Consider the following 26,374-nt stretch of genomic DNA (forward strand, 5'->3'; position numbering starts at 1 on the left):
TAAGAGGCGATGCGCCGGATTTCCCCCTGATGGACCTGAGGAGCGGACTCGTAAAGTCGGAGACAGGTGCTCACTTCGAGGTATTTCTGAGCCGAACGGCTTCCGCGCCTCCAACTCCGGGACAGCTGGTCCCGGCGGCAGACCCTCTTCAGCCACCGTCCACATGCACAGGCTGTTCGCTTCGCCTTGAGGCGCTCCCGGTGTCGTGGTGCTGCACGGCGACGAGGGCCACGTCGTCGTCCAGGCGCATCTCCCCGCCCACATGGTCGGCCAGGCCGTCAAGCACATAACGGAGCAGATCACCGGGGTCGCAGCCCGACCATGCGGCGATCCGGGCGTCCAGTTCGTAGAAGTTGCCCCCCGTGTCACGCGCTTCGGCGACACCGTCCGTGTAGAGGAGCACGATGGCGCCGGTAGCCAAGGGGAGCACAGTCGTGGCGTAGTCGGATGTGCGGGTGTTGTTGAGCCCCAGCGGGGGTGCCGGCAGCATCGACGGCAGGGAGTGCGCCTTGCCGTGCTCGATGACGAATGGGGGAGGATGGCCGCAGTTGATCATGCGCACGCTCGATCCGTCGGCGGGTATCTCCAGTAGCAGCGCGGTGATGAAACGCTCCGCGGCATTGGGGTCCGTGGCGGAGATTTCGTCGAAGTGCGCCTGGACTGCCTCGTCGAGCGTGGCCATGAGCTGCGAGAGGGACGGTGTTTTACGGGCTGTACTGCGGAAGGCGCCGAGGAGGGCGGCTGCGTCCTCCACCGCGGGCAAACCCTTCCCTTTCACGTCCCCTATCAGGATGCGGACGCTGTCGGGGGTGGGCGACACGGCGTAGAGGTCGCCACCCACCAGCGCATGAGGATGCGACGCATGGTATTCGGAGCGGATGCGCAGTGAACCGATGGACGCTGGTAGCGGGCGCAGGAGAACGCGCTGGACGGTCTCGGCGACCGTGCGCAGTTCGATCAATTCTCGAGTATTACGTTCCCGCAGGGTCCGGAATGCGATGACGCAGCCCGAAACAAGGATGATTGCCAATAGGTGCACCGCGAAGATGGAGGTGCCGAGCAGCCCGTCGTACGCGTCGAGCACCAGGGAACCTACGCACGAGAAGCCGGCGATCACGGCAGTCAGCCGTGCACCGGCCAGAGTGGCGGTCGCCGCCGGGACGGTGGCCATCAGGGAGGCCAGGTGCTCGGATCGGGGAAGCATGAATCCGGCGCCCATAATGGCGGCGATCATCGTGAGCGCGATGAGGAAGGGTCCGTAGCGGGTTGTGACAAAGGAGCCCCACGTCGGCCTCAATCCGGTCCTCAGCGCTATGTCTCGCAGAAGCTCGGGCTGGCGCAGCACGAACCCAGTTTATCATGCAGAATTATGGGCATGGGGAATTGCTTGAGATGGAGATGCGTTCGGGATTTTCCCGGTGTATGCACCCGCATTTCGCGTTCCTCTGGTTATGCGTGTGAAGAATGGCCGCATCTTCTATGGAATTCCGGCCGCTTTCCTGTCCGGAACACCCTCCCTGAATGCGGTAGCGCGGGATGGATGCGCGCGCTACCGCCGGACAGTCCGGCGAAGCGGTGGGTGGCTCCGGGCGGGCGCGGCCCGAGGTCGTTTCAGGGCAGCGCCACCAGGTCGCCCGCAAGTGCGGCGAGCAGGCTGTCGCCGCAGTCGGCGTGAGTGAGGGCAGCCCAGCCGACGTAGCCGTCGGGGCGGATGAGCAGGGCGGCAGCCCCCAGGTCGTCGGCGCATGCCGCCCGGACGAGGTCGACTCGCGGCGGAAGCCCGAGCTCGGCCGGGACGGCTCCCGTCAGATCGAGCAGTACGGCATGCCCCGAGGCGAAGAGCGCCGAGAGCCGGGTGGGGCCGGCCGGGGTGACCAGATCGATGTCCGGCACGCGCTGCCCGACCATCGGGTGCTTTCCGGGCACCTCGTACCGCAGTGACAGGCCGGACATCAGACCTGCCAAGTGACGGTTGGCGTCCGGGAGTCGCATCAGGTCGATGAAGATGTCACGCAGGGCGGCCACATCCTCGCTCGGGTGCGGATCCGCCAGGACCCGCTGCGCCGACGTGTGGTGCAGGACCTGGGCCCCGACCGGGTGCCGTTCGGCCTGGTAGCTGTCCAGGAGGTCGCTCGGCGCCCGATCCTGGACGACCGCGGCCAGTTTCCATCCGAGGTTGAACGCGTCCTGCATTCCGAGGTTCAGTCCCTGGCCGCCCAGCGGAGGGTGGATGTGCGCGGCATCGCCGGCGAACAGAAGCCGACCCGCACGGTAGTCCTCCAACTGACGTGTGGCGTCGCCGAATCGCGAGGAGTTGTCCACGCTGCCGAGAGTGGTCTCCTGGCCGTACACCGCCCGGAGCGCCGCGGTGATCTCTTCGTGGGTGACCGGGGTGTCGCTGTCGATGCCCGTCCGGTCCGCGCGTCCGAAGGTGAAGCGGTACCGGCCGCCGCCGAGCGGGGCGAGCATGGCCCAGTAGCCGCCCCCTTGGCGGGTCAGGGTGCTCATGTGCCCCATCTCCTGCGGCACCAGCGCCGAGACGGCGGACAGACGGATGTCGGCCAACACCGCCTGGTGCGTCCCGGGCCTACCGGGAAACGGCAGCCCGAGCAGTTTCCGCACCGTGCTGTGGCCGCCGTCGCAGGCCGCCAGGTAGCGGGCCCGCACGTGCAGGTCACTCCCCGCCGCGACCACACCGTCGTCGTCCTGCCGGACCTCTGAGACCGCGACGCCACGCAGGATCCGGGCACCGGTCCCGATCGCCCGCGCCTCGAGCACTTCCTCGATCTCCCACTGCGGAATCGCGATCGGGCAGGGGTGCCGGGTCTCCCACGGAACGCAGTCCAGCGGAACGGGCAGAGCAGCGAAGTGCCCACCGATCGGCTCTCGCAGCACGTCCCGGCGCCGCAACGGCTCCAGCAGCCCGCGCAGCTCCAGCATCTCGGCGGTGCGGGGCTGGATCGCGCCGCCCTTCACCTGCCAGATGCGCTCGGGCAGCCTCTCCAGCACCACGGTCTCGACCCCCGCCAGGGTGAGTTCACACGCCAGCATCAGTCCGGTCGGGCCTGCGCCCACGACGACGACCTCGGTCTCGATCTCGGTCAGCACCTTCACTCCCTCAACATTTCTCGCCTCGGGGTAAATGTATACCAGGTGCAGAAATACTCTCGGGGAAGATCTCTGTTACGGTGTGCGGCGTGGACGGCGGGCCAGGGCTACGGGAACGGAAGAAGCGGCGGACCCACGCGGCGATCTCCGACGCGGCGATCACGCTGTTTCTCGAGCACGGCTTCAACCAGGTCTCGGTGGCGCAGGTGGCGGAGGCCGCCGAGGTGTCCAAACGGACGCTCTTCGCCTACTTCCCGACCAAGGAAGATCTCGTGGTGCATCGTCTCGCCGACCACGAGACCGAAACCGCGCGTGTTGTGCGGGACCGCCTGCCCCACGCCGCCCCGCTTGCCGCACTGCGCGAGCACTTCCTCAAGGGGCTGGACGACCGTGACCCGATCACCGGGCTCAACGACCATCCACAGGTACTGCGGCTCACCCGGATGATCCTCGACACGCCTTCACTGGTGGCCAGGATGGAAGGCTTCAAGACCGGTGCCGAACGTGCGCTCGCCGAGGCGTTGCAGGACACGGCCGGCACTCCGGAGCTCACCGCCCGACTGGCCGCCGTCCAGATCGTCGCGGTCCAATGGGCGCTGGCGCAGGACAACGCCGCGCGTCTGGCATACGGAGAACCGGCGGACGCGCGTCATCCGGGAGCTGTGGCCGACGCGGACCATGCGTTCACGCTTTTGGAGAACGGCCTGGGGGATCTGATCCCGCACCGGTGACTTCGGGTGCTTGAGTATCGCCTCCGTTGCGTGTGTGTTTTGCCGTCGGCGGCGCTCTTCGGTAACCGTCTGCCGGGCCGGGGGTTGGGCGGCTAAGGTCCCGGGGCACGGGCGGAATCGGAAGTGCGGGTATTGCGTGAGGTGTTGGCGCCGCCCGCGGGAGAGAGGGGTGGCGCCGGTGAGGATCGAGAAGGCGATCGAAGCGGATATCGAGCTCGTGGCGCGCTTCCTCGGCGAGGTCGAGGCCTACTACGGCGGGGCCGACACCCCCGTGGATCAGGAGCAGATCCGCGCGGCACTCTTCAGCCCGCGGCCCGTTGCCACCGTCTTGATCGCCCGCGAAGGCGACACGCCTCTCGGGTTCGCCTCGTACAGCTTCGTCTGGCCCGCCGCCGGCGCCGACACGTCGCTGTACCTCAAGGAGCTGTTCGTACGTGAGGCCCACCGGCGCGACGGCGTCGCGGGCCGGCTGATGGAAGCCGTCCGTGAGGCGGGCCGTGCAGCCGGCTGCACGCGGATGGAGTGGACCGCGGACGCCGGCAACCCTCCGGCACTCGACTTCTACAAGGCCCTGGGCGCCGAGCCGCGTGCGGACAAGCCCTTCTACCGCACCACCCTGTAGCCCGTCGGCCCCACGATGCCCGCGCTCGCCGTGCGGCCCGCGGTGAGGTGTGTGCCCGTCGGGCCCCCATGTCCGACTCCCGGCCGGGAGCGGGCGGCGGGGGTCGTGTGCCCCGCTGCGGGCGCGGTGTTCGCCGTGGGTGCCTGAGTGCGAGCATGGGTTCTATGGGTGCGAAGTCGGATGTACCGGAAGCTCGCCGAGCGGTACGGCCGAGTCACGCACTGCTCGTGATCCCGCTCGGTCTGATCATCTTGATCATGATCGCGGACGTGTTCACGGGCAAGAGTTCCCAACTGGGTCCGTTGCTGATCGTCGCTCCCGCGGTCACCGCGTCCTTCGCCGGTCCTCGTCTGACGGGGCTCATGGGTGCCCTGGCCGTGGCGGGCCAGGTCCTCTCGGCATTCGCCGAGGGCAGCGGGCTCACTGCCGGGCTCGAGATCCAGGTGATCGGCATCGCGGTGGTCTCCGGGTTCCTGGTCGCCCTCCGTGCCGTACGCGACCTGCGCGAGCGGCAACTCGCCCATACGCGCTCCATCGCAGCGGCCGCGCAGAAAGTCCTGATACGCCCCCTTCCCCGGCGCGCCGGCCCGCTGCGTATCGCCACCGACTACATCGCCGCGGAGCTGGACGCACGGGTCGGCGGCGACCTGTTCGCGGCTGTGCGCGCCGACCGGACGACCCGGGTCATCATCGGTGATGTCCGGGGCAAGGGGCTGCCCGTCATCAAGGACACGTCCCTCCTGCTCGGCGCCTTCCACGGCTCCGCGTATCGCAATCTCTCGCTTCTCCACATGGCGATACATCTGGGGAACGCCATGTACTGGAACTGGGCCAACGCGGCCGATGACGACCCCGAGGCCGACGAGTCCTTCGTGACCGTTCTTCTCCTGGACTTCCCCGACAACGTCGGGCGGGTGGAGACGGTCAGCTGCGGCCATCCGCCGCCGCTGCTGCTCCACGAAGGCAAGGTCAGTGCCCTCGATGCCCGCAGTCCCGGACTTCCGCTGGGCATCACCGTCCCCTCGGTGGATCAGTATCTGGTCGACACCTTCAGCTTCGTGGCCGGTGACGTCCTGCTTCTCTACACCGACGGCGTCATTGAGACCCCCAGCCCCAACGGCACCTTCTACCCGCTCACGAAACGGATGGCCGCCTGGGACGGCACGGGTGGCCCGGAGCGTCTCGTCCGACACGTTCATGAAGACCTGTTGAGTCATGCTCGCGGACCTCTCGGCGACGATGCCGCCCTCATCGCCATCCAGCGCCTCGCGGATCGGCCGGAGTGATCGCTCCCCCGCCTCCGGAGCCGCGCACCCGCCTCCGCGCGATGGAGGGTGTCGTATCGGGGCGCAGGTGCGCGGCTGCGTGCGGCGGCCACCGGGGACATAGGGGTGAGACCTGTTGGTCTTCTGGAGTGGTGTCTGTCCCTCAACCCGAACTTGAGGGTGCCGCTGGAGGGGGCGGACGCCCGGCGACGGCGGTCGGGTCGCGGTGGATGCCGTGACCCGGTCACCCCGCGGGTGGGCCCCACAGGTCGGAGCGGTAGTAAAGAGGCATGGACAACGTCATAGACCTGCGTAGCGACACCGTCACCCGCCCCACCGAGGCCATGCGTACCGCGATGGCACAGGCCGAACTGGGCGACGACGTGTTCGGCGACGATCCCGCCGTGAACGCGTTCCAGGAGAGGCTGGCGCAGTTGCTCGGTTTTCCCGCCGCGCTGTTCGTCTCGTCCGGAACCCAGAGCAACCTGTGCGCCTTGCTCAGTCACTGCGGGCGGGGTGAGGAGTACATCGCCGGGGCGGAGGCCCATCTGTACAGCCACGAGGGCGGCGGCGCGGCCGCGCTCGGCGGGATCCAGCCGCAGCCGTTGCCGCACCAGGACGGGACCCTCGATCTGGCGGACATCGAGGCGGCGATCAAGCCGGACGATCCGCACTTCGCGCGGAGCAGGCTGCTGTGTCTGGAGAACACGTTCAGCGGCACGGTGATCGCCTCCGAGTATGTTCAGGCGGCCACGGCACTGGCCCGTAAGCATCACTTGGCGACGCACCTGGACGGGGCGCGGATGTTCAATGCCGCGGTGGCCGGGGGCGGCGATCCCTACGAAGGGGCGCGGAAGATCGTGGAGCCGTTCGACAGTGTGTCCGTGTGCTTCAGCAAGGGCTTGGGGGCGCCGGTCGGGTCGGTGCTGCTCGGTTCGACGGAGTTCATCGGTCGGGCGAGGCGGTGGCGCAAGGCCCTGGGCGGCGGCATGCGGCAGGCGGGCTTCCTGGCAGCGGCTGCCTCCTACGCACTGGACCACCACGTCGAGCGGCTGGCCGACGACCATGCGAACGCCGCCCTCTTCGCAGAGATCCTCGACGGTGTACCGGGGCTCGAGGTCGGCCCGGCGCGCACCAACATGGTGTTCGCGCGGCCGGTGCCGGGCGTCACACCGCCGGATCTGCTGGAGCGGCTCGCGGCGCAGGGTGTGCTGTGCACAGGGGGTCGGCCGCAGTTCCGGTTCGTCTTTCATCTCGACGTCTCGAGGGCGGACGCGGAGCGCGCGGCACATCTGGTGCGGGAGACCGTGGTCGCAAGCGCTGCCTGAGAGCAGGCGGGGGCCCGTACGGCGCACCCGGGCGCAGCCGCCGGCACCGGCTCGCCCACGCGCCCGTACGGCCGACGTGCCGGGTCCCGCAGTCGATCGAAAGGCTCCGTGCCGCCGACCACGGTGAGGCGGCGGTCAGTGGGGCCGGTTGCCCCTTGCGGGGAACATTCGTGTTCCCCACAAGGGGGCGACCGGGTACCTCAGAGCCTCAGCAAGCGCCCTCGTCCTGCCAGGGGCCCCATTCGGTGGCGGCGGGCTGCTCGTTCTGGGTCCACCACTTGGCCTTCCAGTTGTGCTTGTTGTACGAGACCTCGTTCCCCGCGGTGTAGACCGCAGTGGAACTCCAGGCGGGTTTGCATGTCGTGTCCGGGGGAGTCGGCGTGGAGGTAGGGGTGCCGGTGGGCGGGGTGACTCCGGCGAACTTCACCGAGTACTTGGCGAAGTCCCAGGCGTTCTGCGCGACGCTGGAGCAGGTGCCCGAGGTGCGACCGCCGTTGTCGGGCGGGTTGCACTGGCGGTCCCGATTGAGGGACCAGAAGGTGAAGCGGTCCATGTTGTGGCTGGTGGCGTAGTCCAGCACGCTCTGGAAGCCCGCCTGCGTGAAGATCTCACCGGTGTCGCTGCGGCCGTTCATCCCCGAGAAGCCCTCGTGGGCGTAGGCGGTGGCCTGGTCCCAGCCGAACGTGGACTGCAGGATCTGGTTGAAGTTGGTCAGTGCGCCGGTCTGGGAGGCGGCGCCGTTGAAACCGCCGTCGAAGGGCATGATGGAGAAGTTGTTCGGGGTGAACCCCTGCGACTTCGCCTCCAGGAGCATCTGCTTGCCGAACCAGCCGGTGCCGTCGGCGGTGCCGGCCGTGGTGACGGAGACGTAGAGGCCGGGATTGTTCTGCTGGAGGATCTTGGCCGCGCCGATCTCGTTCTTGATGGCCGCCGCGTTCTCGTACTCCGGCTCTTCCAGATCGAAGTCGATGGCGTGCAGACCGTACTTGGTGATGACCTGCTGGTACGCCGCCGCTGTGGCCGCCGCGTCCGAGCACGCCTGGCCGAGCTTGGTGCCGCCGTAGCCGCCGATGGAGACGGAGACGTCACCGCCCTTGGCGCGGATGTTGCTGATGACGGACTGGACGGCGGTGTCGGAGGAGACCGCCGCGGTGCCGCCCCAGGTGGGGGAGCAGCCGCCGCCGTTGGGGGCGAGGATGAAGGCCAGCTGGAAGGCCTTGAGTCCGGTTGCGTCCATGATGGCGCCCGCGGCCGGCGGGTCGTTGTCCAGCGGCATCAGATAGGGGGCCGCGGCGTACCAGCGGTTGCTCAGGGCGCTCGTCGCGCCCGAGGCATTGCCCGCGACCAGGGCGGTCGCACCTGCCGCGGCCAGTCCGACCGCGGCGACCGCGCCCAGACATGCACGAAGACGTCTCACTGCGTGCCTCCGGTGGGGGTGGTGGGGGAGTTTCCTCAGCTTGGTGAGTTGTTGTAGCCACGTCAATGGATTGGCCTAGACCAAGTGACACTTTGGACTAGACCATGCAAAGGCTTTACCTTGGTCCGGCGCGGGTGCGGGCCGGGACTGTGCCGAGCGGCGTCACGCGGCTGCTGCGGCCGAACCTCAGAGCGTGAGAGTCATGCCTTCCGCTGCGGCCAGGATGTCCCCGTCGTACGCGGCGGCTGCCTCCCTGACGGACCGCCCTCGATCCGCGTCGGGCCAGAAGTGCGTGAGCAGCAGACGCCGCACTTCCGCGCGAGACGCCCACCGGCCCGCTTCGGCCGCACTGAGCAGATGTGGGTCGGTGGCGGCTCCCTGCAATGTGGCCCCGGCGACGAACAGGTCCGCCCCGGCGGCCAGTTCACCGAGTGTGTGGTCGGATCCGGCGTCGCCGCTGTAGGCCACGGTCAGTCCGGGTGCCGTCAACCGCACACCGGCGTGCGGCACATGGTGCGGAAGCGGGCTCCCCTCCAGCCGGAAGGGGCCGATCTCGTGGCTGCCGGGCAGGGGGTGTGGTTCGAATGCATCCCGCAGTTCCTCGGTCGGCTCCATTGCCTGCACCCGCTCGAGCACCCCCGGCGGGCAGTACAGCGGCAGGCGGCTGTCGCGCCCTCCGCCGAAGAGCAGGGCGCGACAGAGTGCGCTCAGATCCGCGCAGTGGTCGGGGTGCTCGTGGGTGATGGCCACGGCGTCGAGTTCTTCCGCCGGGCATGCTTCCAGCAGTCGAGGCAGGGTTGCGTAGCCGAGGTCCAGGACCATGCGAAAGCCGTCGACCTCCAGGAGGAAGCCGCTCGCCGCCCGACCGGCTTCCGGCCAGGCGCCGCATGTCCCCAGCACGGTCAGCTCGCGCACCGGCGCATGCTCCCATGCCGCAGCCGGGCAAGGCCATGGACGGGAGTCGGGCGCTGCGCCGAATGCCGCCGGGCGGCCCGGCAGGCCCGGGGCCGGAATGTCCCGCCCGGTGCCGGGAGCGTTGTCGGGCCGTCCGGTTCGCCGCTCGCGCGAGGACCGGCGGCGGAGGTCCGCGGCACTGCGGGATGTGCGAGTGAATCTCGGACATTGTGCCGAGCGTCACAGGTGGGAGCGGCAAACTCGTTGAACGTTCACCTATAGTGGTAGAAGATTCAACAACATTCAGCGATGAGTGTCCCCGATTCAACCGAGGTACCTGATGACTCTCCAGCTCGACCCGGCCGCCCAGAACCTCCTCTTCCGGGATGCGCACACCGCGAACACCTTCACCGACGAGCCGGTGACCGACGATCAGGTGCGGGCCGTCTACGACCTGGTGAAGTACGCTCCGACCGCCTACAACCAGCAGCCGCTGCGCGTTGTGCTCGTGCGCACTCCCGAGTCCCGCGAGCGGCTGGTGGGCCATATGACCGCGAACAACGCGCCGAAGACCGCCGCCGCTCCCCTCGCGGCGATCCTGGCCGCCGACAACGAGTTCCACGAGGAGCTGCCGAACCAGTTCCCGGTGTTCCCCGAGGCGAAGGACCTGGTCTTCGGCGAGCGCCCGGTGCGTGAGCAGTCCGCGACCCTGAACGCCGCACTGCAGATCGGCTACTTCATCCTCGGCGTGCGGGCCGCCGGACTGGCCGCCGGCCCGATGACCGGCTTTGATGCCGCGGGCATCGAGAAGGACTTCTTCCCCGACGGCGACCACTCGGTGCTGGTCGTGGTCAACATCGGCAAGCCCGGCGAGAACGCCTCATACCCCCGTGGCCCGCGTCTGGACTACAACGAGGTCTTCGCCGCCGTCTGACCCTTGTCGGACCCCTGCCGCCCGGTCCCACCGGCGGCAGCGGCCCGCGTTCAGCCACGAGTCGGCGGCCCCGCTCTCCGGGCAGGGCCGCCGATCTGGCGACTTCCGCGGTGCAATCGCCCGAGGCTGCACACGTGATCGGCGACAGGCCCGAACCGGACAACGGGACGCGCACAGGTCACTCAAGCGCGGAACGCCGCGCTCTGGTTCTCCGCCGCACCCGGGCGTGCGACCCGACGGGGTGCCCGACGGTCGCGGCCGGCGGGGCGCCGCGGTATACCGGTGACGCTTGCACCCTCCCGTGTCACCAAGCGGTTCACGGCTCGCGCCGGCCGCAGTCGTCCGCCGCCGATGCTGCGGGCGCCGTCCTTGCCACCGCCGGAGCTCTGGTGCTTGCGTCCCGCCAGGCGATGGCCCGGGTCATCGACGACCCACGACGGGTCACTTGGTGTACACCTCCGCCCGGTCCACGCTCACGAACGCCGCCCGCGACTGGGAGTTGTGCTCGCCGGTGACCCGAACACGCAGGGTGTGCCGACCGTACGGCAGCTGCGGGCTGATGTACTGCAACGTCTCCCCGGTGCGCGTCGCGCCGTAGAAGTCGACGCGCTGTTCGGAACCTCCGTCGATGCTCAGGGCCCCGATGCCGTTGCCGGTGTCGCGCACGGACAGTAAGGCGATCCGGGTGCCGGTGAAGGTGAAGGTGGCCGTGTTGCCCTTGCGGTCACTCCAGTGGTCGTCGCCCCAGAAGCACTGAGTGGCGCATCCGGTGCCGGAGTTCCAGACGCCGGTATACGCGAGTGTGCCGTCGCCGCTCGACCGGCCGTCGTCATTGATCCAGTAGGTACCGGAGCCCGGGTCGCCCGCCGGCAGGTCCTGGGTGGCGCCCAGAGAAAGCGGGCGGCCGAGGTCCGGGCTGCCGTCCGCCTTCCACGTGATCTTCTGCGCCCGGGTGGTGCGGTCGGTGTAGGTGTAGGCCGACGTGCTCTTGGCGTGATAGACGATCCAGTCCTCCGTTCCGTCGGGGGAGCGGAAGAAGGCATGGTGGCCGGGGCCGTAGACGCCATGGTCGTCCGCGCGGGAGAACACCGGGCCGGAGGTCTGGACCCAGTCGGCGGGCACGAGCGGGTCGGCGCCTTCGCGCAGGGACATCATCCAGACCTGGTAGTCCGGCTTGCCCGTGTCGCAGGTCGAATACGTCATCCACGTACGGCCGTTGCGGTGCAGGAACTCCGGTCCCTCGCGCACCTCGGCACAACCGCCGGCGGCGTCGATCGCGACGGCGTCGCCGGAGACCGTGTAAGGGTTGGACATCGGGGCGATGTTGATGCCGTTGTGCTGGTACGCGTTGATACCGGCATAGGCCAGGTAGAGGCGGCCGTCGTGCTGGAGGATTCCGGGGTCGATGGCGAAGTCGGAGGCGTGGTCGGGCGGAGCGAGCTTCGCCTTGAAGTGGTAGGGACCGGCCGGGTCGTCACGCTCCGACTCCAGGACGTACAGGCGGTGGTGGTCGTCGATGCCGTCGTCCGCCGTGTAGTAGAGGTACCAGCGGTCGCCGAAACGGTAGAACTCCGGTGCCCAGATGTCGCGGTTGCGGGAGGCGTCGGTGTCCGTCCACACGGTGACGGGCGCGGCGGTCAGCAGCGTGCCCAGCGAGGACGAGCGCCACATGCGGATGCCGTCGCCCTGGGTGGTCGTCAGGTAGTAGGACCCGTTCCAGTACGTCAGGAAGGGGTCCGGTCCGGTGTTGAGCGGATTGCGGAACGTGCCCGTCGTGGCGGCGGACGCGGTGACGGCCTGCGGGACGGTGACGAGTCCTGACAGGAGGACGAGGAGGAGGGTGAGGCGGGGAAAGCGCCGTGCTGCGCGCATGGCGGCTCCTTCGCTGCAGGGGACGGGTGGGGTGTCGGCCGGGTGCCCTCATTGACCGCCGAGGCCCGTCGTCGCGACGGACTTCACGATGTGCCGCTGGAAGAACATGAAGACCACGACGAGAGGAAGGGCGGCCAGGACGGCGGAGGCCATCGTCTGGGCGTACTGGATGCCGTAGGCGTCCTTCACGGAGGTGATGCCGACCGGCAGGGTCATCAGTGCCGGGTCGGAGGTCGACACGAACGGCCACAGGAAGTTGTTCCACGCCCCGATGAACACGAAGATCGAAACGGCCGCCAGCATCGGGCGGGACAGCGGCAGAAGCACCGACCAGAAGATGCGCCAGTGCCCGGCACCGTCGATGCGGGCGGCCTCCTCCAACTCGTGGGGCAGTGAGTCGAAGTGCTTCTTCAGGATGAACACCATCACCGGTGCCACCGTCTGCGGAAGGATCACCGCGGCGTATGTGTCCACCAGGTGCAGGGTCAGCATCTGCCGGAACCACGGCACGATCATCAACTGGGGCGGTACCAGAACGGCGGCGACGGTCACCGCGAACAGCGCGCGGCGGCCGGTGAACCGGGTGCGGGAGAAGGCGTACCCGGCCATCGCCGAGACCAGTACGGTGATCACCGTGACGGCCGCGGAGATGAGCAGGCTGTTGAGCATCCACAGGGGCAGGTCGCCACGCTGCCACACGGTGCTGAAGCCGTGGAAGGTGAACCCGTGCCGGGGCCAGAACCAGTGGGCCGGATCGCTGGCGTCCGCCTCGGACTTGAAGGCGGTCAGCAGGGCCCATGTCATGGGCAGCAGCCAGATCACGGCCATGACGATGAGCGCGGCCGACGCGAGCAGGCGGGCGAGGACGCCGTCTCCGAGGGTGAGATTCGTGCGGCTGCGGCGGGCCTGCTGCCGGGACCTCGATTCCCGTACGCCTACTGCGGTCTGCCGGGACGGTGCGGTGCGGACGGGCAGGTCGGTGGAGGTCATGTCACTTCTCCCGGCGGCGGAGGGCGGCGTACTGGACGGCGGAGGCGATCAGGACGAGGGCGAAGAAGATGTAGCTGATCGCCGAGGCGTAACCGAGCCGGTAACCGGTGAAGCCGACGTCGTAGATGTACTCGACAACAGGGCGTGTGGAGCCGTTCGGACCGCCCTTGGTCAGCAGATACACCTGGTCGAAGACCTTCAGCGAGGCCAGGATCTGCAGCACCGTGATCACGGCGCTGATGCGGGCGAGTTGGGGCAGGGTGATCGACCACATGCGCCGCCAGGCACCCGCGCCGTCGATGGCGGCGGCTTCGTAGAGGTGGTCGGGGATGGACTGCAACGCGGCGAGGTACAGGAGAAAGTTGAAGCCGACGGTCCACCACAGGGTGGTCAGGGCGATGGCCCACATGGCGACCGACTCGTCACTGAGCCAGGCCACCTGCTCCAGACCGAGTATGTGGAGGAGGTGGTTGTACAGGCCGAGGTCCGGCTGGTACAGCCAGATCCACAACAGACTGACGACGCCGACGGGCAACAGATAAGGGGCGAAGAAGGCCAGCCGCCACACCCACTGGCCGGGCAGGCCGGTGTGGACGAGCAGAGCCAGCACAAGCGCGACCAGGACCAGCGGAACGGTCGAGATCAGCGTGAACCAGACGGTGTGACCCAGCGAGCGCCACATCTCGGCGTCGCCCAGGGCCTCGGTGAAGTTGTCGACACCGACGAAGTCCGGACTGTGCGCCGACAGAGAGGTGTCGGTCAGGCTCATCCACAGGCCCTGGCCCAGCGGCCACAGCAGGAAGACGGCGAACAGGGCGAGGAAGGGCAGCGCGAACAGCAGACCCGGAGGGACGGGTCGGCGCCCGGAGGGGGCCCCGGTGCGGGGCGCGGCCTGAGGAGAGGACATCGTTGTGCCTCCTGCGCGGGGAGTACGGCCGGGTCAGGCCGGGCTGGGCTGGGAGAGGAAGGTGTTCAGGCGCTGCACCATGGCGCGCGCCGCACGATCAGGGGCGAGGCCGTCGAGGAGCGCCTGCTGCAGCACCTGGGACATGGCGTTCTGGAAGTCGGATCCGGCGCCGGCGAACCACACCGACGGGTCGAGGACGACGTGGTCCTGGGCCTTGGCGTAGTGGGCCTGGGGCTGTAGCCGTGCGTAGGCGCTCGTCCTGGTGACAGGCCCGTAGGCGGGGATGTGACCCGCGGTGGCCCAGATCTGTCCGGCTTTGAGGAGGGCGGCGACCGCCCGGTGGGTACGGCGGCGGTGCTCGGGATCCGGGTCGGGGTGGTGGGGCAGGACGAAGGAGTGCGAGTCGGCGTACACGGCCGGGGTGCCGAAGACGGTGGGGAAGGGGGCGGCACTCACGTTCTTGTCCGCGGTGCGGAAGGTACCGAGCTCCCATTCACCGGAGAGGATCATCGCCGTCTGCCGGTTGGCGAACGCGGCGATGGCGGCCGGGTAGTCGAGACGCTTGGGGTTGACCCGGCCGTCGACGAGCTTGGCCATGAAGGCGATGACCTCGGCCATGCGGTCGACGTCGACCTCGGCGGGTCCGCCCTCGGGCAGGTCGAAGGTGCCGCCGGTCTGCCGGTACAGGCCGTAGAACAGGCGCCAGCCCTGTGCCGTGTCGGTGACGTAGCCGAAGGCGATGCCCTGCCGGCCGGAGGCCTTGGCCAGTTCCCTGCCGGCGGCCAGGAAGCGGTCGGGGGAGGAGAACGCCTCGGTGTCCAGGGCGCCGTCCGGGGTGAGCAGGCCGGCCTTGGCGGCCGGTTCGGGGTGGAAGAAGACGATGAACGGGTGGGTGTCCAGGGGGACGGCGTAGGTGTGTCCGCGATATTGGGTGCGTGCCCACACCGCGTCGGCGAAGTCGTCGCGTCCGACGCCGTATTGGGCGAGGACATCGAGGTCCCAGGGGTCGAGCAGGCCGGTGGGGGCGTAACCGGCCAGCCGGGACATGTGCGCGACGGCGACGTCGGGGCCCCGGCCACCGGCGGAGGCCATGGCGAGCTTGGTGTAGTACGGGGTTCCCCACTCAAGGACGGTGCGCTCGATGCGTGTGCCCGGCATATCGGGACGCGCGGCGCGGACCATGTCGTTGAGCAGGCCGCCGTCGGCGCCGCTGAACAGATCCCACAGGCGGACGGTCGACGCGCCGGCGGCCTGCGCCGACCCGCAGCCGCTGAGGGCTGCGGCGCCGAGGAGGGCAGCTCCGGAGGTGAGGGCGGCGCCGAACAGTCGGCGCCGGCTCAGGCCGGGGGGACCGACGGGCGCGGGTATGCCTGTCATCGGGCTCCTTTCCGACGACGGTGGTGCATCCTCGGGCGAGCCGGGGTCACCGCCGTCGTACGGCTCATTTCTTACATCGATGTAAATTCTGTGCGGGATGCGCTCTGCTTCCGCTCGCGCGGACCCGCGCCGGTGCTAGGGGGTGTTCTCGTAGGCCGCCGGGCGCAACTGGGCCCGGCGCAGGCGGTGCGTGTCGACCTTCTCGGTGCGATCGAAGCGGTAGACGCCGTTGCGTTCCTGGAAGACGTCGGTGAGCTGTGTGTAGCAGTAGCCGAACATGTCCGGGTCGCTCAGCAGCACGCCGGTCAGCCCGGTGAACCGGTCGACGAACTCTTCGTCGGTGCGCGGCCGTTCGCCGTAGCCCCAGGAACTGTCGCGTTCTTCGCCGGTCGCGGCGGCGGCCTCCGGGTCCCACCAGATGCCGCCGAACTCGCTGCAGAAGTAGGGCTGTCCCCGGTACGGCAGCGACCAGGGCCGGCCGTCGGGCGCCACGTTGACGTACGGCCGGTCCTCCGCCAGGCCGTCCATCGCCTTGGCGAAGGCGACCGGGTCCTGCTCGTAGCAGTGGGAGTCGTACACATCCGTCTCCGCCACACGGTGGGCGTACCCGGAGGCGTCGATGACGGGGCGGGTGCCGTCGGCCTGCTTCGTGGCCAGGAACATGGCGCGGGTGACGTCGTCGAGCCGGGTGATGCGGTCGTGCAACGGCTGGTAGGTCTCGTTCAGGGGGCACCAGCCGACGATCGAGGGGTGTGAGTAGTCCCGCTCCAGGGCCTCGAGCCACTCGGTGACGTACGACGCGTCCGGCCGCTGGTTGTCGTCGCGGACGCCGACCTCGCATCCCCAGTCGCCGAACTCGCCCCAGACCAGGTATCCGAGCCGGTCGGCATGGTAGAGGTAGCGCTCCTCGAAGACCTTCTGGTGCAGTCGGGCGCCGTTGAAGCCCGCCGCACGGCCCAGTTCGATGTCGCGGACCAGGTCCGTGTCCTCGGGTGCGGTCATCAGCCCGCCGGGGTAGTAGCCCTGATCGAGCACAAGGCGCTGGAAGACCGGTTCGCCGTTGAGGAGCAGCCGTTTGCCGTGCAACGAGATCGAGCGCATACCGGCGTACGAGCGGGCCGAGTCCACGATCCCCCCGTCGGCGTCGAGCAGTTGGAGGGTGAGGTCGTACAGGTGCGGATCCCGCGGTGACCACGTGCGCAGGCGGTCGGCCGGCACTTGAAGCACCAACCGGGGCGCGAGATCGAGGTCCGCGCGGGTCTCGGCCGCGACGATCTCGCCCCGGTCGTCCGTGAGGGTGGCCCGGAGGCGGTGACCGGGGAGGCCGGCGGTCATCGGCAGTTCCAGGAAGAACGAGCCGGAGGCCAGGTCGGGGGTGACGCGGGGGCGCTTGAGCGCGGCCGTTCGCGGGACCGGCTCCATCCATACGGTCTGCCAGATACCCGTCGTCCTGGTGTAGTGACAGTGGGAGTTGGCGTACCAGGTGGCCTGCTTGCCGCGCGCTTGGACGCCGTGACGGCTGTCACGGGCGCGGACGACGATCGTCAACTCGTCGCCCGGCTCGGCGACATCACCGAGGTCGGCGGTGAACGGGGTGAAGCCGCCGCGGTGCCGGGCCACCTCGGTGCCGTTGACCCACACGGTGGATTCGTGATCGACGGCACCGAAGTGCAGCAGGACCCGGGAATTCGCCCAGGTGGCCGGGACGGTCACCGTACGCCGGTACCAGACGGCCTCAAGGAAGTCGGTCTCACCGATCCCGGAGAGTTCGGACTCCGGGCAGAACGGGACGACGATGCGGTCGGCGAGTTCCTTCTCCCGCAGACCGCGCTCGAGACCGGTGTCGGACCGGTCGATCTCGAACTGCCACTCGCCGTTGAGGTTCAGCCAGTTTTCCCGGACGAACTGCGGCCGCGGGTATTCGGGGCGGGGTGGGACCGAGGGGCGGGGGAGGGGCATGGGGCTCCTTGCACCTTGGGACTCGAGGTGTGCGGGGCACATGGCATCATGACGATTACATCGATGTAAATATGTCGGCGGGAACCGATCCGGCCCGCAACCGATTCGTGACGGTCGGTACGATCATGGGCAGGCGGAAGGATGGACAGCGTGGCGGCCAGACCCAGGATCAAGGACGTGGCGGAATACGCCGGTGTCTCCCCGAAGACCGTCTCCAACGTGATCAACAACTTCGAGCATGTCTCGGAACGGACCCGTGCCGCCGTCCAGGAGGCCATCGACGCCCTGGGCTATCGCGTCAACATCGCCGGACGCCAATTGCGGCAAGGCCGCACGGGCATGATCACCCTGGCCGTTCCCGAGCTGGACGTGGCCTACTTCGCCGAACTGGCCAGGCACGTCATGGAGGAGGCCGCCGCGCGCGGTCACACCGTGCTCCTCCATTCGACCGAGGCGGTGCGCGAACGCGAACTGGCCGCGCTGCACGGCTTCGACGCTCAGTTCTCCGACGGCGTCATCCTCAGTCCGCTCGCCCTCGACCCGCGCGACCTCGCCACGCGCGACCGGCGGCTGCCGGTGGTACTGCTCGGCGAGCGTCCCGCCGGGGGCGGCACGGACCATGTGGGCATCGACAATGTGCGTGCCGCGCGCGAGGCCACAGAACACCTGCTGTCCCGGGGCCGGCGCCGTATCGCTGTCGTCGGTGGTGCCGTCCGCGGCCGCCAGGGCACCGATCGGCTGCGCACCGACGGCTACCGGGAGGCCCTCGCAGCCGCGGGACTGCCCTTCGATGCCGACCTGGTGATCCCCGTCGGCGCCTACCACTGGCGGGACGGCGCCCGCGCGGCCGCCTCGCTGGTGGAACGTGGGCTGCGCCCCGACGCGCTGCTGTGTCTGAACGACCACCTGGCGCTCGGCGCGCTGCGGGCGCTGCACGAACACGGCCGTGCGGTCCCGGGCGACCTCGACGTCGTGGGCTTCGACGACATCGAGGCCTCGCGCTTCAGCGTGCCCAGCCTGACCACGGTCGCCCCGGACAAGCGGGAGATCGCGCGGGCCGCGGTGTCCCTGTTGCTGGAGCGGATCGACGCTCCGGACGGCGCCGCCCTGCGCGACCATGTGGCCGGGCACCGGATCATCGTGCGGGAGAGCACGGGCGGCTGATCGTCAGGGGCGCGTAGCCGGTGGCCATGGGTGGCTCCGTGGAACCCGGTCGGGGGCGCGGACGTTCCTACACATATGAGCGACAAGTTCCGCGACGCCGCCGTCCCCGCGGTCGGGGGCGAGTCGTTCCGCGAGCTGCTCGCCGCCGAACGTGCCGCAACGCTGGCGCAGATCACCGCCCTGAGTCGGGAATTCGAGGGGATCGTCGCAGCGAACGCTTTTGTGGCCGTCGACGACGAACATGACCCGGAAGGATCGAGCACGGCCTTCGAGCGGGCTCATGTCGCCTCCTTGCTGGACCGGGCACGGAAGCATCTGACCGAGCTGGACCAGGCGTCGACACGGCTGGAGCAAGGTGACTACGGAATGTGTGTGAAGTGCGGTGAGCCGATTCCGAAGGAGCGGCTCGAAGCACGTCCGGCCTCGACCATGTGCGTGCGCTGCGCGGCCTCCGGCCCGCGCTGATGCCCTGCGCACGCAGGCGTGGCGCCTGTCGACCGGGAGTCGATGCGGACCACCGCTCAGGCGTCCCGCACCCCGGTCCCTTCTTCGTGCTCCGGGTTCCTGAAGAGGAGTTCGAAGACCTCTTGCAGCCTTCGGGTGAGATCGTCGCCCTCGGCCTGCAGCAGCGCCGTGTCGCCGATGACCTTCCTCATCAGCCACACCCCGGCGATCAATGAAAGTGCCAGCCCGGCACGCTCGCGTGCTCCGGTTCCGGTCAGCAGGCCGGCGAGATGCCGCTCCACGTGGCGCTCGATTCCGTCCCGCATGATCTCCGCGCTCCTCTGATTGGGCGCGGACAGCAGCATCAACAGGAACGGGTCGAGGTGGTCCGCTTCGGGCGCCGTCCTGTCCACCAGCATTCTGGCGACATCACGGCTCAGCGTGCGGGGGTCCTCGGTGACGACGGTGCGCGGGGCGAAGGACTCCTCCACCGCTTCGGCGAAGAGCTGTTCCTTGGAACCGAAGTAACGGTTGACCAACATGGCGGTCACGCCGGCGGACTTCGCGATCTCGCGCACGCCCACACCGTCGTAGCCGAACCGGGTGAATGCCTCCACCGCCGATCGGAGGATCGCCTCGCGCGTCGCTTTGGCGTCCCGCGGCCGCTTGGCGGCCGGATCGGTGGACGGCGGAGCCGGAGGGTCCTTTTTCATGGCGCGCAGTCTAGTCGGGAGCGCAGCGTAGTTCTACGAGTGTAGACAAGTGTCGATACCGGTGGCGATCGCGATGGACCCGGCGGTGACCTCGGTGGGGGGGTGCGTGGTGAAGGCCGTGCCGTGCCGGTGGGTGTGGGTCAGTTCACCGAGCGGATCGTGCCGCCGTCGACGCGGATGGTGGCACCGCTGATGTAGTCGGCGTACGGGCCGGCGAGGTAGGCGACGGCACCCGCGATCTCCTCCGGGCGGCCGAAGCGGCCGATGTCGTTGGGCACGAAGTCGCGTGCGGCGTTGCGCTCGATCTCCTCCCATGACTCCCCCCAGCCGTGTTCCGGGGCGATCCGGGTCAACAACCGCTCCACGGCGTCGACGAGGATCGCCCCGGGAGCGACCACATTCGAGGTCACCCCGGTGTCCTTCAGTTCCCGCGCGAGAGAGACGGCCAGGTTGTGACGCGCGGCGAGCGACGCGTTGTAGTGGGGCTGCATGGCGATCGGCTGCGACGCGAGCCCACCGCCGATCTGGATCACCCGGCCCCAGCCGCGCTCGCGCATCCCGGGTACCAACCGCTGGATCATGCGCACGCCCGAGACCACGTTCACCTCGTATGTGCGAACCCAGGTGTCGGCGGTGGCGTCGGTCCATCCGAGGTGGTCGTACGCCCCGGCGTTGTTGACCAGGATGTCGATCTCGCCGGCGGCGACGGCCACGGCGTCGGCTCCCTCGTCCGTGGTGAGGTCACCGATGGCCACGGCGGCAGCGCCGATCTCCTTGGCCACCTTTCGCGTGCGGGCCTCGTCGCGCCCGCGGACGACGACGTCCGCGCCCTCGGCGGCGAGCAGCCGGGCGATCGCCTCGCCGAGCCCCGAGCTGGATCCGGTCACCAGAGCCCGGCGGCCCGTCAGGTTCACATCCATCGTGCTGTCCTTTCCAAGTTGTATACGACTGTAGACTTCGAGCCAAGTCTACACCCGTCAACATGCGGGTCACTGCCGAGCCGCACCGGGGCGGCGAGCGGAGTCGCGTCGGCCTGGGCGGTTCGAAGGCGGACGATTTGCGGCCGTGTGGAAGGTCCCGCCGGAGTCCGGTGCGACGTCCACAGTCGCTCGGGTCACCGGCCGCGCTCGACGGTGCCGCCGATCACTCCGGGTGGCCCGGATACACCGCCTGCAGAAGATCGCGGACGAAGCGGCCGGGGGCGTCAAGACCGGCGGCGGCCGAGGTGTCCGGGCCGTCGGCCGGTAGTGGGGGACGGCGGCGTGCAGGGTGAGGGTGACAGCGGCCGTCCGCTGCCGAGTGACGGGCAGGCCGGCGGCCCGCTGAGCGGGCTCGAGCCCCGCGAAGTCGGCGGCAGCGATGGGGCCGAGAAGGGCTGACAGCGAGGCTTGCGGGCCGCTTCGACCGGTAGCTCCGGACAGGCGGACATGCGCGGGCGGCCCGGTCCGGCAGCGGCCGTCAGGAGGGTCGGGAACATGGCCACCAGGCCTCCCGCCGGGTGACTTCGTCCTCTGAGCGGCTAGGGTCAGGCCGCGCGAAAGGGCGCCGCCGTGAGACCACGAGCATCTGGCGCAGCAAGCCGGGTGGTACGCCGATGGCGGTGCGGTGCCGGCGAACAGTTCTGAACCAAGAGCGAGGCGGTGCAGCCGGAGTGTCCGAGAACGAAGAGGTGCAGACGGCTTGGCGGCGGATCGCACGCTGGATCACGGCCAACGCGCCGTACACGGCGCAGGCGCTGCGTGGTCCGGCGACGGACGAGGACATCGCGGGCCTGCGTGACGCGCTGGGGTTCGAGGTGCCCGACGTGCTGGAGGCGCTGCTGAGGGCGAACAACGGCAGTGGCGCGAAGGACACCACGCTGACCCTTCCCAACGGCCGTGTGGTGCCGGTCAGGCACCTGGATTCGGCGATCTTCCCGTTCGGCAAGGTGCTCCTGGGATGCGAGGAGATCGTCGAGGCGCGAGCCCAGATGCTGGACATGGCACAGGATGCCGAGGGCTACTGGGAGCCCCACTTGATCCCGGTCATCTGGGACTTTGAACGCGCCTACTACGGCTATGCCCTGGATGCCTCGGAATCTTCGGGATTCCGTGTCCTGGAGTATGCCGAAGTAAGCCCGAATGAAACCGATCCGACGACCTCCCTGGGCGAGCTGTTGACGTCGTTCGCCGACGGAATGGACCGCGGAAACTGGGATGTTCAGCGCCCGCGAGTGGTGAACGGGTCTCTCCGGTGGCACGAGGAGTGACATCGGTGTGGGGCCGCTCCGAGGGGGCGGCCCCACTGGGCAGTCGGTTGCCGTCATCAGGTAGGTGAGCCTGCCGCGGGCCTCGGCGCAGAGCCGGTCATGGCGGGGCCGGGCATCGCCGAGCCCTGACGTGCCGGCGCCCGGCGGACGGGTCCCGCAGCCGGACACGGCGGTCACCCGCGGGCGCACCCGGCGTCGAACGCCCCCTCGTTGATGTGCCGCATCTCGAAGGCGGGTGGCGCGGACGGTTGCCGGGACGACTCCCAGGAACCGTCGGCGTCGAGGAACTCGACCTTCGCGCGCATCCGGACGACGTCACCGCTCCAGTCGCCCTCCAGCTTCTCGATGTTCACATCACCCTTGCTCCGCGGGAGGTAGGGATTGAGGGTGAAGCGGGTGCCGCGCCAATTGTGCACGTCACCCGCGAGGTCGCCCTTCGTGCTCCTGCCGGCTCCGCACACCTTGATGCGCCCGGTCATGTCGCAGGCCATGGAACAGTTCTCGTCATAGCGCATCTGCAGCAGTATCTGTCTGCTGTCGGTGTCCGAATAGGCGATACGGCCCTCCCAGTAGCCGGTGAGCCGGGGCTGCCCGGGCAGCGGGTAGGCCCAGGGTATGAGTGTCGTCCGGGCCACCAGCAGGGCCCCTGCCATGACGGCCAGTACGGCGATGGTGGTGAGACCGCGGCGCCGGTGTCGTACTCTGCGGCCGGCACCGCCGCGGATCCCGTGCGGTTCTGTCGTGTTCGTGGTCATGACGTGTCCCCCGTGTGCGGTGACGTACAGGCCGAGTGATCCTTCGTCCGGGCCCGTCCCGTGGACTCCGCCCGTCCCGCCACCGGCGTTCAGCTCGAGCCGACGCACAGCGGGACGTTCGGAAGGGTCTGGGAAGCGCTGAAGTACGGCTTCAGGCTTTCGCTCTCGGTTTCGATCTTCGCGCCCGCCGGAAGAAGTCTCCGGAGTGCCTTGAGCACCTCCGACGACACCGAGAGGCCGAACCCCGCACCGGCCTTGGCATCCAGCCGTGCCGATCTGCACCGGGCGAGCGGAGAGCCGAGTACCGAGCCGTTGGCCACGCCCGTGTCCATGACGAACTTGGCATAGGGTCCGGCGAAGGCGGCGGGAGTGCCGAGGCCGAGCTGGAACTTCGCCTCGACCGCGGCGGCGACACCGCTGACACCGACGGAGACCCCGCCGATCGAGTCCATGATGGGCTTCACCACCGTCAGCCGGGGCGTCACCAACTTGCCGTCCACGATGCCGAGCGGGCCGTCGAGCCGCCAAGTCCCGCCGGCCGTCACCGTCGTGTTCTTGCCGCTGAGCGCGGTGCCCACGACGAACTTCCAGGTGTTGCTGTACATCAACGGCTCGCCCGGCAGCACGGGGACGGTCAGTTCGACGGGAACCTCCACCCGGATCTTCTTGTTGTCGTCCGCGCCGTCGGCGGCACCGGCGGAGATGTCGATCGAGAAGCCGTCGACTCCCTCGACCACAAAGGTGGATCCGGATCCCATCCTGCCGTTCGATATCGAGACGTCGGACCGGACGCGGAGGTCACCGGTGTGCAAGGAGAAGTCGATGAAGGCCTTGAGGCCGTCGCCGGCCTCGTGACCGATCTTCAGCCCCAGTTCCCCGGGTGACGATTCCGGCTGCACCTCCCATCCTCCGTGGCTCCAGGTGACGCTGTCCTCCCGGGCCGGCGGCAGCCGATCCGCGTCGGCAGAGACGAACCGAGGCCTGCCCAGGGACACGACCGCACCCGCGCTTCGGGCCAGGGCCGCGGGACGCGCCGTGAAGGCCGCCGTACCGGCCGACGGGGGAGCCGTGCCGGCGGCACCCGCCGGGACGGACACGGCTCCCGGCCGATCGGGTACCTCCTGGTACAGGGTGGCGCCCGGGTCGATCTTCCGGTCGGTCCGGAAGTGCGCGTCGCGGAAGACCTCGGTGAGCGCCACCGGCGCCAGCGTGACGGCGAGATCGCCGCCCTCCGGCCGGATCCGGACGACCCGTCCGACCGCCCTGCTGGTGACGTACATGACCTTTCCTACCTCGACGTGGGCCGCACCGGCGGCCCGGCCGTCGATCGTCCAGGTCAGCCCGTCCGGACTGGCGGACCGGATGGCACCCGCTCCGCCCTCCACGAGCACCACGTCGGACTGATAGGTCACCGACCGGTCCTCGACAGGTCCGGCTCCGTAGGTGAGGGCGGCTGCCGTGGAGTCTCCGCCCTCGGGCCTGCTTCCGCCGGCTGCCGAGGTCTCCCGGGCGTGTCCCGTTGTGCCGCCCGCCGAGGTGCAGCCGGTCAGCATCACGAGGAGGAGGAGCAGGAGCCCGGCCGCGGCGCCGAGCGGACCTTTCAGGTGGTGATGCATGGATCACGCTCCTTGGTGGCATGCAGTGCTCGCACGGTCCGTAGCTCCGCTCACAAACGCGCCGCGACCTGGCGCGCCAGGTTCTGCAGCGGCTCGCGGTTGGCTGCGGGGTCGTTGAGCCGGACCAGCCGGATCGCCACCCACGTCGTGGCCTTGCGGAAGAAGACCGCGTTGTCCTCGGCGTAACCTTCCTCGCCGGCGCCGGTGACCGGTGCGAACTTGTGGTTGAGCTTGCGGTCGATGTCGTAGTACTTCTTGGCGCCGTCGCCGAGGTAGATCTCGACCTGGGCCAACGGTCCGGTGACCGGTCCGGTGTACATGCAACTGGGGCTGGTCTCGGGACCTTCGACCCCTTCGTCGAGCGGGGTCTTCGCGAGGGCCTCGGCGTCCTTCTTCGGCAGGAGTTCGCACGCCTTCACTCCCGCCTCCGCAGGGGAGGCCGGGGCCGTGCCCGGATTCGGCGGCGCGGCTTCATCCGGGGATGCGGGTGCGGTCGTGGTCGCGGTGACCGTGACGGCGGGTGCCGGGGCGGCCTCGTCGGCGCACCCGGTGACCGCGGCCAGGAGCAGAGATACGGCGATCGCCGTGCGGCGCATGACGGGTCGTCCTCTCTCAGATCCGGTCGCGGAGCAGACCGACCAGCTTGACGGCGGTCGACCGGTCGTCGTCGCCCCCCGCGCCGGTGACGACCTGGACCTGGCAGTCGCGGTCACCCGCGGCGAAGCGCGCGATGCCGCCGCTGAGGAAGCGGATTCCGTCGGGCCCCGGTTCGCTGCTGACGCCGGGTTCGTCCTTGATCTGCCCCGAAGCGGCCGTGCCGGGCCCGCCGACGCTGACCGTGACCGAGTGGTAGGTGTCCGGGTTCTCCCATCCGCACACGCTGTCCCCCACTCCCGAGGTGGGCCGGCCGCCGTCGTTCTTGCCGATGATCGGCGTCACGTCATCGGGCTTGAGCAGGGTGCAGGCGTCGACCGTTGCGCTCCGCTTCGTGTCGCCTGCCGTGGTCGCGGCGGCGGAAGTCCGGCCGCTGGAAGCCTTGTCGCCGCCGGCCGGCGTGGCCGGGGACGAGTCGCATGCCGAGGCCGTCAGGGCCAAGGACACGATCAGGAAGGTTGTGAGGGTTGTGCGCTTCACTTCTGTTCCCCCCATGGATGAAGCCAGACTGCTGGGTTGATGCGATCGGCCGGCCAGCCGACCTCGGCCATGGCCGCGGCCACGGCCTCGGCGTCCGGGCCCTCGACGAGCGCCAGAACGACCTCGTCGGCAGGCAGCTGCACCGCGGCGATCAGTCGTACCGCGGCGGCGACGGGCAGCGGCGGTTGCCACGTGCTTCCGCGACCGGAGTCGTCGTAGCGTTCCACCGCGAAGAGTCGCCTGGTCACGGGATCGACGCTAGGCCGATCGGGTCGCTGTCGAATCGGGTGTTTCCCTATGCATTTGCCGCGCGTCCGGCCTCAGAGCCGGCCGGGGACCAGCCGGACCAGCCGGACCAGCCGGACCAGCCGGACCAGCCGGACCAGCCGGACCAGGGTGGATCGCTCGGGCTTGCCACGCGAGCCCGAGATCACCTCGATCACGCACGAAGGTCGGCCGCGAATTGCGCACGCAGACCGGAGCCGAAGGGGTCGAAGCGGACGTCGTCGGGCCCGGCTTCGGTGAACTCGGAGTCGGCTGCGAAGGACGCGGCCGAGGCGGACGGACCCAGAAGGACGGTCATCCCGGGACCCCCGTCCGAAGTCAGCCGGACGCACGCGTCGTTGGAGACGGGCGAGGGCCGCCCGCCGTCGTTCTCTCCGATGACGGGAGTGACCTCGTCGGGCTTGAGCACATAGCACGGGCTCGCGTGCGCGCCTCGCGCTGCCGCACCGTCGGCGGTAGCGATGGGAGTCGGGGTGGGGACGGGGGATCGGTCGTCGGAGGTCCCGGCCGCCGGAGTCGAGGCGGCGGAGGACTTGTCGGCGGGGGCCGGCGTGGCGGGAGCCGATGAGTGGCAGGCGGGAGGCCGCCAGGGCCACCGACACGACGAGGAC

Annotated in this window: 26 protein-coding genes and 1 pseudogene; 8 read left to right on the forward strand and 19 right to left on the reverse strand. The window is 69.3% G+C overall.

Translation table 11 applies throughout. The features are described from left to right. Positions 1 to 148: 148 nt before the first annotated feature. Both ACSHXN_RS39490 and ACSHXN_RS39495 read right to left on the reverse strand, forming a co-directional pair. On the reverse strand, positions 149 to 1,345 hold the full coding sequence (locus tag ACSHXN_RS39490; RefSeq protein WP_355133649.1) for a PP2C family protein-serine/threonine phosphatase: 1,197 nt from the start codon (positions 1,343 to 1,345) through the stop codon (positions 149 to 151). Between the two features lie 266 nt (positions 1,346 to 1,611). Beyond that, positions 1,612 to 3,051 (reverse strand): FAD-dependent monooxygenase, encoded by a 1,440-nt coding sequence (locus tag ACSHXN_RS39495; protein ID WP_438306533.1) that lies wholly within the window; start codon positions 3,049 to 3,051, stop codon positions 1,612 to 1,614. A 146-nt stretch (positions 3,052 to 3,197) separates the two neighbouring features. Here ACSHXN_RS39495 and ACSHXN_RS39500 point away from each other — a divergent pair, with 146 nt between their 5' ends. The 4 genes from ACSHXN_RS39500 (at position 3,198) to ltaE (ending at position 7,054) form a co-directional block, all read left to right on the forward strand. After that, the gene (locus ACSHXN_RS39500) at positions 3,198 to 3,839 is read left to right on the forward strand and encodes a TetR/AcrR family transcriptional regulator (RefSeq protein WP_355133645.1); all 642 of its coding nucleotides are present in this window, start codon (positions 3,198 to 3,200) and stop codon (positions 3,837 to 3,839) included. Positions 3,840 to 4,017: 178 nt separating this feature from the next. Continuing rightward, positions 4,018 to 4,461, forward strand: coding sequence for a GNAT family N-acetyltransferase (locus tag ACSHXN_RS39505; protein WP_355133643.1), 444 nt, complete (start codon positions 4,018 to 4,020; stop codon positions 4,459 to 4,461). Positions 4,462 to 4,718: 257 nt separating this feature from the next. Further along, a complete protein-coding gene (locus ACSHXN_RS39510; RefSeq protein WP_438305803.1) occupies positions 4,719 to 5,747 on the forward strand; it encodes a PP2C family protein-serine/threonine phosphatase in 1,029 nt (342 codons plus the stop codon). Positions 5,748 to 6,016: 269 nt separating this feature from the next. Then, positions 6,017 to 7,054 carry a low-specificity L-threonine aldolase gene (ltaE, locus tag ACSHXN_RS39515; protein WP_355133639.1) on the forward strand — a complete coding sequence of 346 codons (1,038 nt, stop codon included), beginning with the start codon at positions 6,017 to 6,019 and terminating at the stop codon, positions 7,052 to 7,054. Between the two features lie 208 nt (positions 7,055 to 7,262). Here the strand turns inward: ltaE and ACSHXN_RS39520 are convergent, their stop codons facing one another. Both ACSHXN_RS39520 and ACSHXN_RS39525 read right to left on the reverse strand, forming a co-directional pair. Next, on the reverse strand, positions 7,263 to 8,471 hold the full coding sequence (locus tag ACSHXN_RS39520; RefSeq protein WP_438305806.1) for a carbohydrate-binding protein: 1,209 nt from the start codon (positions 8,469 to 8,471) through the stop codon (positions 7,263 to 7,265). Positions 8,472 to 8,657: 186 nt separating this feature from the next. Next, positions 8,658 to 9,386 carry an MBL fold metallo-hydrolase gene (locus tag ACSHXN_RS39525; RefSeq protein ID WP_438305808.1) on the reverse strand — a complete coding sequence of 243 codons (729 nt, stop codon included), beginning with the start codon at positions 9,384 to 9,386 and terminating at the stop codon, positions 8,658 to 8,660. A 319-nt stretch (positions 9,387 to 9,705) separates the two neighbouring features. On the opposite strand from ACSHXN_RS39525, the gene ACSHXN_RS39530 reads away from it, so the two are divergent. Next, positions 9,706 to 10,299, forward strand: coding sequence for a malonic semialdehyde reductase (locus tag ACSHXN_RS39530; RefSeq protein WP_355133633.1), 594 nt, complete (start codon positions 9,706 to 9,708; stop codon positions 10,297 to 10,299). Positions 10,300 to 10,740: 441 nt separating this feature from the next. On the opposite strand, the gene ACSHXN_RS39535 is transcribed toward ACSHXN_RS39530, so the two are convergent. From ACSHXN_RS39535 to ACSHXN_RS39555, 5 genes are all read right to left on the reverse strand, one after another. Further along, a complete protein-coding gene (locus tag ACSHXN_RS39535; protein WP_438305811.1) occupies positions 10,741 to 12,171 on the reverse strand; it encodes a glycoside hydrolase family 43 protein in 1,431 nt (476 codons plus the stop codon). A 48-nt stretch (positions 12,172 to 12,219) separates the two neighbouring features. Continuing rightward, positions 12,220 to 13,161, reverse strand: coding sequence for a carbohydrate ABC transporter permease (locus ACSHXN_RS39540; protein ID WP_355133629.1), 942 nt, complete (start codon positions 13,159 to 13,161; stop codon positions 12,220 to 12,222). Between the two features lies 1 nt (position 13,162). Continuing rightward, on the reverse strand, positions 13,163 to 14,068 hold the full coding sequence (locus tag ACSHXN_RS39545; protein ID WP_355804070.1) for a carbohydrate ABC transporter permease: 906 nt from the start codon (positions 14,066 to 14,068) through the stop codon (positions 13,163 to 13,165). 33 nt (positions 14,069 to 14,101) lie between these two features. Then, complete coding sequence (locus tag ACSHXN_RS39550) at positions 14,102 to 15,445, reverse strand: extracellular solute-binding protein (protein ID WP_438305815.1); 1,344 nt, start codon at positions 15,443 to 15,445, stop codon at positions 14,102 to 14,104. Positions 15,446 to 15,580: 135 nt separating this feature from the next. Further along, on the reverse strand, positions 15,581 to 17,404 hold the full coding sequence (locus ACSHXN_RS39555) for a glycoside hydrolase family 2 protein (RefSeq protein ID WP_438305817.1): 1,824 nt from the start codon (positions 17,402 to 17,404) through the stop codon (positions 15,581 to 15,583). A 141-nt stretch (positions 17,405 to 17,545) separates the two neighbouring features. Here ACSHXN_RS39555 and ACSHXN_RS39560 point away from each other — a divergent pair, with 141 nt between their 5' ends. Together ACSHXN_RS39560 and ACSHXN_RS39565 are read left to right on the forward strand one after the other, a co-directional pair. Then, entirely contained in the window at positions 17,546 to 18,568 is a 1,023-nt protein-coding gene (locus ACSHXN_RS39560; protein ID WP_438305819.1) for a LacI family DNA-binding transcriptional regulator, read from the forward strand. Positions 18,569 to 18,643: 75 nt separating this feature from the next. Beyond that, complete coding sequence (locus tag ACSHXN_RS39565) at positions 18,644 to 19,033, forward strand: TraR/DksA family transcriptional regulator (protein ID WP_438305821.1); 390 nt, start codon at positions 18,644 to 18,646, stop codon at positions 19,031 to 19,033. 56 nt (positions 19,034 to 19,089) lie between these two features. Here the strand turns inward: ACSHXN_RS39565 and ACSHXN_RS39570 are convergent, their stop codons facing one another. The 3 genes and pseudogenes from ACSHXN_RS39570 to ACSHXN_RS39580 all read right to left on the reverse strand — a co-directional run. Next, the gene (locus ACSHXN_RS39570; RefSeq protein ID WP_355133617.1) at positions 19,090 to 19,725 is read right to left on the reverse strand and encodes a TetR/AcrR family transcriptional regulator; all 636 of its coding nucleotides are present in this window, start codon (positions 19,723 to 19,725) and stop codon (positions 19,090 to 19,092) included. 140 nt (positions 19,726 to 19,865) lie between these two features. Next, on the reverse strand, positions 19,866 to 20,645 hold the full coding sequence (locus tag ACSHXN_RS39575) for an SDR family NAD(P)-dependent oxidoreductase (protein WP_438305823.1): 780 nt from the start codon (positions 20,643 to 20,645) through the stop codon (positions 19,866 to 19,868). Between the two features lie 223 nt (positions 20,646 to 20,868). Beyond that, positions 20,869 to 21,214: pseudogene (locus ACSHXN_RS39580) on the reverse strand (TetR/AcrR family transcriptional regulator); the annotation flags it as partial. A gap of 162 nt (positions 21,215 to 21,376) precedes the next feature. Between ACSHXN_RS39580 and ACSHXN_RS39585 the strand changes: the two are divergent. After that, a complete protein-coding gene (locus ACSHXN_RS39585; protein ID WP_438305825.1) occupies positions 21,377 to 21,973 on the forward strand; it encodes an SMI1/KNR4 family protein in 597 nt (198 codons plus the stop codon). 173 nt (positions 21,974 to 22,146) lie between these two features. Here ACSHXN_RS39585 and ACSHXN_RS39590 read toward each other — a convergent pair whose 3' ends face one another. From ACSHXN_RS39590 to ACSHXN_RS39620, 7 genes are all read right to left on the reverse strand, one after another. Next, complete coding sequence (locus tag ACSHXN_RS39590; protein ID WP_438305828.1) at positions 22,147 to 22,728, reverse strand: hypothetical protein; 582 nt, start codon at positions 22,726 to 22,728, stop codon at positions 22,147 to 22,149. Positions 22,729 to 22,817: 89 nt separating this feature from the next. After that, positions 22,818 to 24,344, reverse strand: coding sequence for a hypothetical protein (locus tag ACSHXN_RS39595; protein ID WP_438305831.1), 1,527 nt, complete (start codon positions 24,342 to 24,344; stop codon positions 22,818 to 22,820). 50 nt (positions 24,345 to 24,394) lie between these two features. Further along, positions 24,395 to 24,940, reverse strand: coding sequence for a DUF3558 family protein (locus ACSHXN_RS39600; RefSeq protein ID WP_355133607.1), 546 nt, complete (start codon positions 24,938 to 24,940; stop codon positions 24,395 to 24,397). A gap of 16 nt (positions 24,941 to 24,956) precedes the next feature. Next, entirely contained in the window at positions 24,957 to 25,478 is a 522-nt protein-coding gene (locus tag ACSHXN_RS39605; RefSeq protein ID WP_438305833.1) for a hypothetical protein, read from the reverse strand. Then, the gene (locus tag ACSHXN_RS39610) at positions 25,475 to 25,726 is read right to left on the reverse strand and encodes a hypothetical protein (RefSeq protein WP_355133603.1); all 252 of its coding nucleotides are present in this window, start codon (positions 25,724 to 25,726) and stop codon (positions 25,475 to 25,477) included. The genes ACSHXN_RS39605 and ACSHXN_RS39610 overlap by 4 nt, the downstream gene beginning before the upstream one ends. 72 nt (positions 25,727 to 25,798) lie before the next feature. Next, positions 25,799 to 25,921 carry a hypothetical protein gene (locus ACSHXN_RS39615; protein WP_438305835.1) on the reverse strand — a complete coding sequence of 41 codons (123 nt, stop codon included), beginning with the start codon at positions 25,919 to 25,921 and terminating at the stop codon, positions 25,799 to 25,801. After that, positions 25,918 to 26,172 carry a hypothetical protein gene (locus ACSHXN_RS39620; protein ID WP_438305837.1) on the reverse strand — a complete coding sequence of 85 codons (255 nt, stop codon included), beginning with the start codon at positions 26,170 to 26,172 and terminating at the stop codon, positions 25,918 to 25,920. The genes ACSHXN_RS39615 and ACSHXN_RS39620 overlap by 4 nt, the downstream gene beginning before the upstream one ends. Positions 26,173 to 26,374: the final 202 nt, after the last annotated feature.

Source organism: Streptomyces sp. HUAS TT11 (genome assembly GCF_051553595.1).
Taxonomy (GTDB): Bacteria; Actinomycetota; Actinomycetes; order Streptomycetales; family Streptomycetaceae; genus Streptomyces.

Coding starts and splice junctions, on each gene's coding strand:
- ACSHXN_RS39555 (WP_438305817.1), bottom strand. CDS start 17,404: ATGCCCCTCCCCCGCCCCTCGGTCCCACCCCGCCCCGAATACCCGCGG.
- ACSHXN_RS39560 (WP_438305819.1), top strand. CDS start 17,546: ATGGACAGCGTGGCGGCCAGACCCAGGATCAAGGACGTGGCGGAATAC.
- ACSHXN_RS39570 (WP_355133617.1), bottom strand. CDS start 19,725: ATGAAAAAGGACCCTCCGGCTCCGCCGTCCACCGATCCGGCCGCCAAG.
- ACSHXN_RS39545 (WP_355804070.1), bottom strand. CDS start 14,068: ATGTCCTCTCCTCAGGCCGCGCCCCGCACCGGGGCCCCCTCCGGGCGC.
- ACSHXN_RS39535 (WP_438305811.1), bottom strand. CDS start 12,171: ATGCGCGCAGCACGGCGCTTTCCCCGCCTCACCCTCCTCCTCGTCCTC.
- ltaE (WP_355133639.1), top strand. CDS start 6,017: ATGGACAACGTCATAGACCTGCGTAGCGACACCGTCACCCGCCCCACC.
- ACSHXN_RS39600 (WP_355133607.1), bottom strand. CDS start 24,940: ATGCGCCGCACGGCGATCGCCGTATCTCTGCTCCTGGCCGCGGTCACC.
- ACSHXN_RS39575 (WP_438305823.1), bottom strand. CDS start 20,645: ATGGATGTGAACCTGACGGGCCGCCGGGCTCTGGTGACCGGATCCAGC.
- ACSHXN_RS39530 (WP_355133633.1), top strand. CDS start 9,706: ATGACTCTCCAGCTCGACCCGGCCGCCCAGAACCTCCTCTTCCGGGAT.
- ACSHXN_RS39590 (WP_438305828.1), bottom strand. CDS start 22,728: ATGACCACGAACACGACAGAACCGCACGGGATCCGCGGCGGTGCCGGC.
- ACSHXN_RS39510 (WP_438305803.1), top strand. CDS start 4,719: ATGATCGCGGACGTGTTCACGGGCAAGAGTTCCCAACTGGGTCCGTTG.
- ACSHXN_RS39540 (WP_355133629.1), bottom strand. CDS start 13,161: ATGACCTCCACCGACCTGCCCGTCCGCACCGCACCGTCCCGGCAGACC.
- ACSHXN_RS39550 (WP_438305815.1), bottom strand. CDS start 15,445: ATGACAGGCATACCCGCGCCCGTCGGTCCCCCCGGCCTGAGCCGGCGC.
- ACSHXN_RS39595 (WP_438305831.1), bottom strand. CDS start 24,344: ATGCATCACCACCTGAAAGGTCCGCTCGGCGCCGCGGCCGGGCTCCTG.
- ACSHXN_RS39495 (WP_438306533.1), bottom strand. CDS start 3,051: ATGCTGGCGTGTGAACTCACCCTGGCGGGGGTCGAGACCGTGGTGCTG.
- ACSHXN_RS39565 (WP_438305821.1), top strand. CDS start 18,644: ATGAGCGACAAGTTCCGCGACGCCGCCGTCCCCGCGGTCGGGGGCGAG.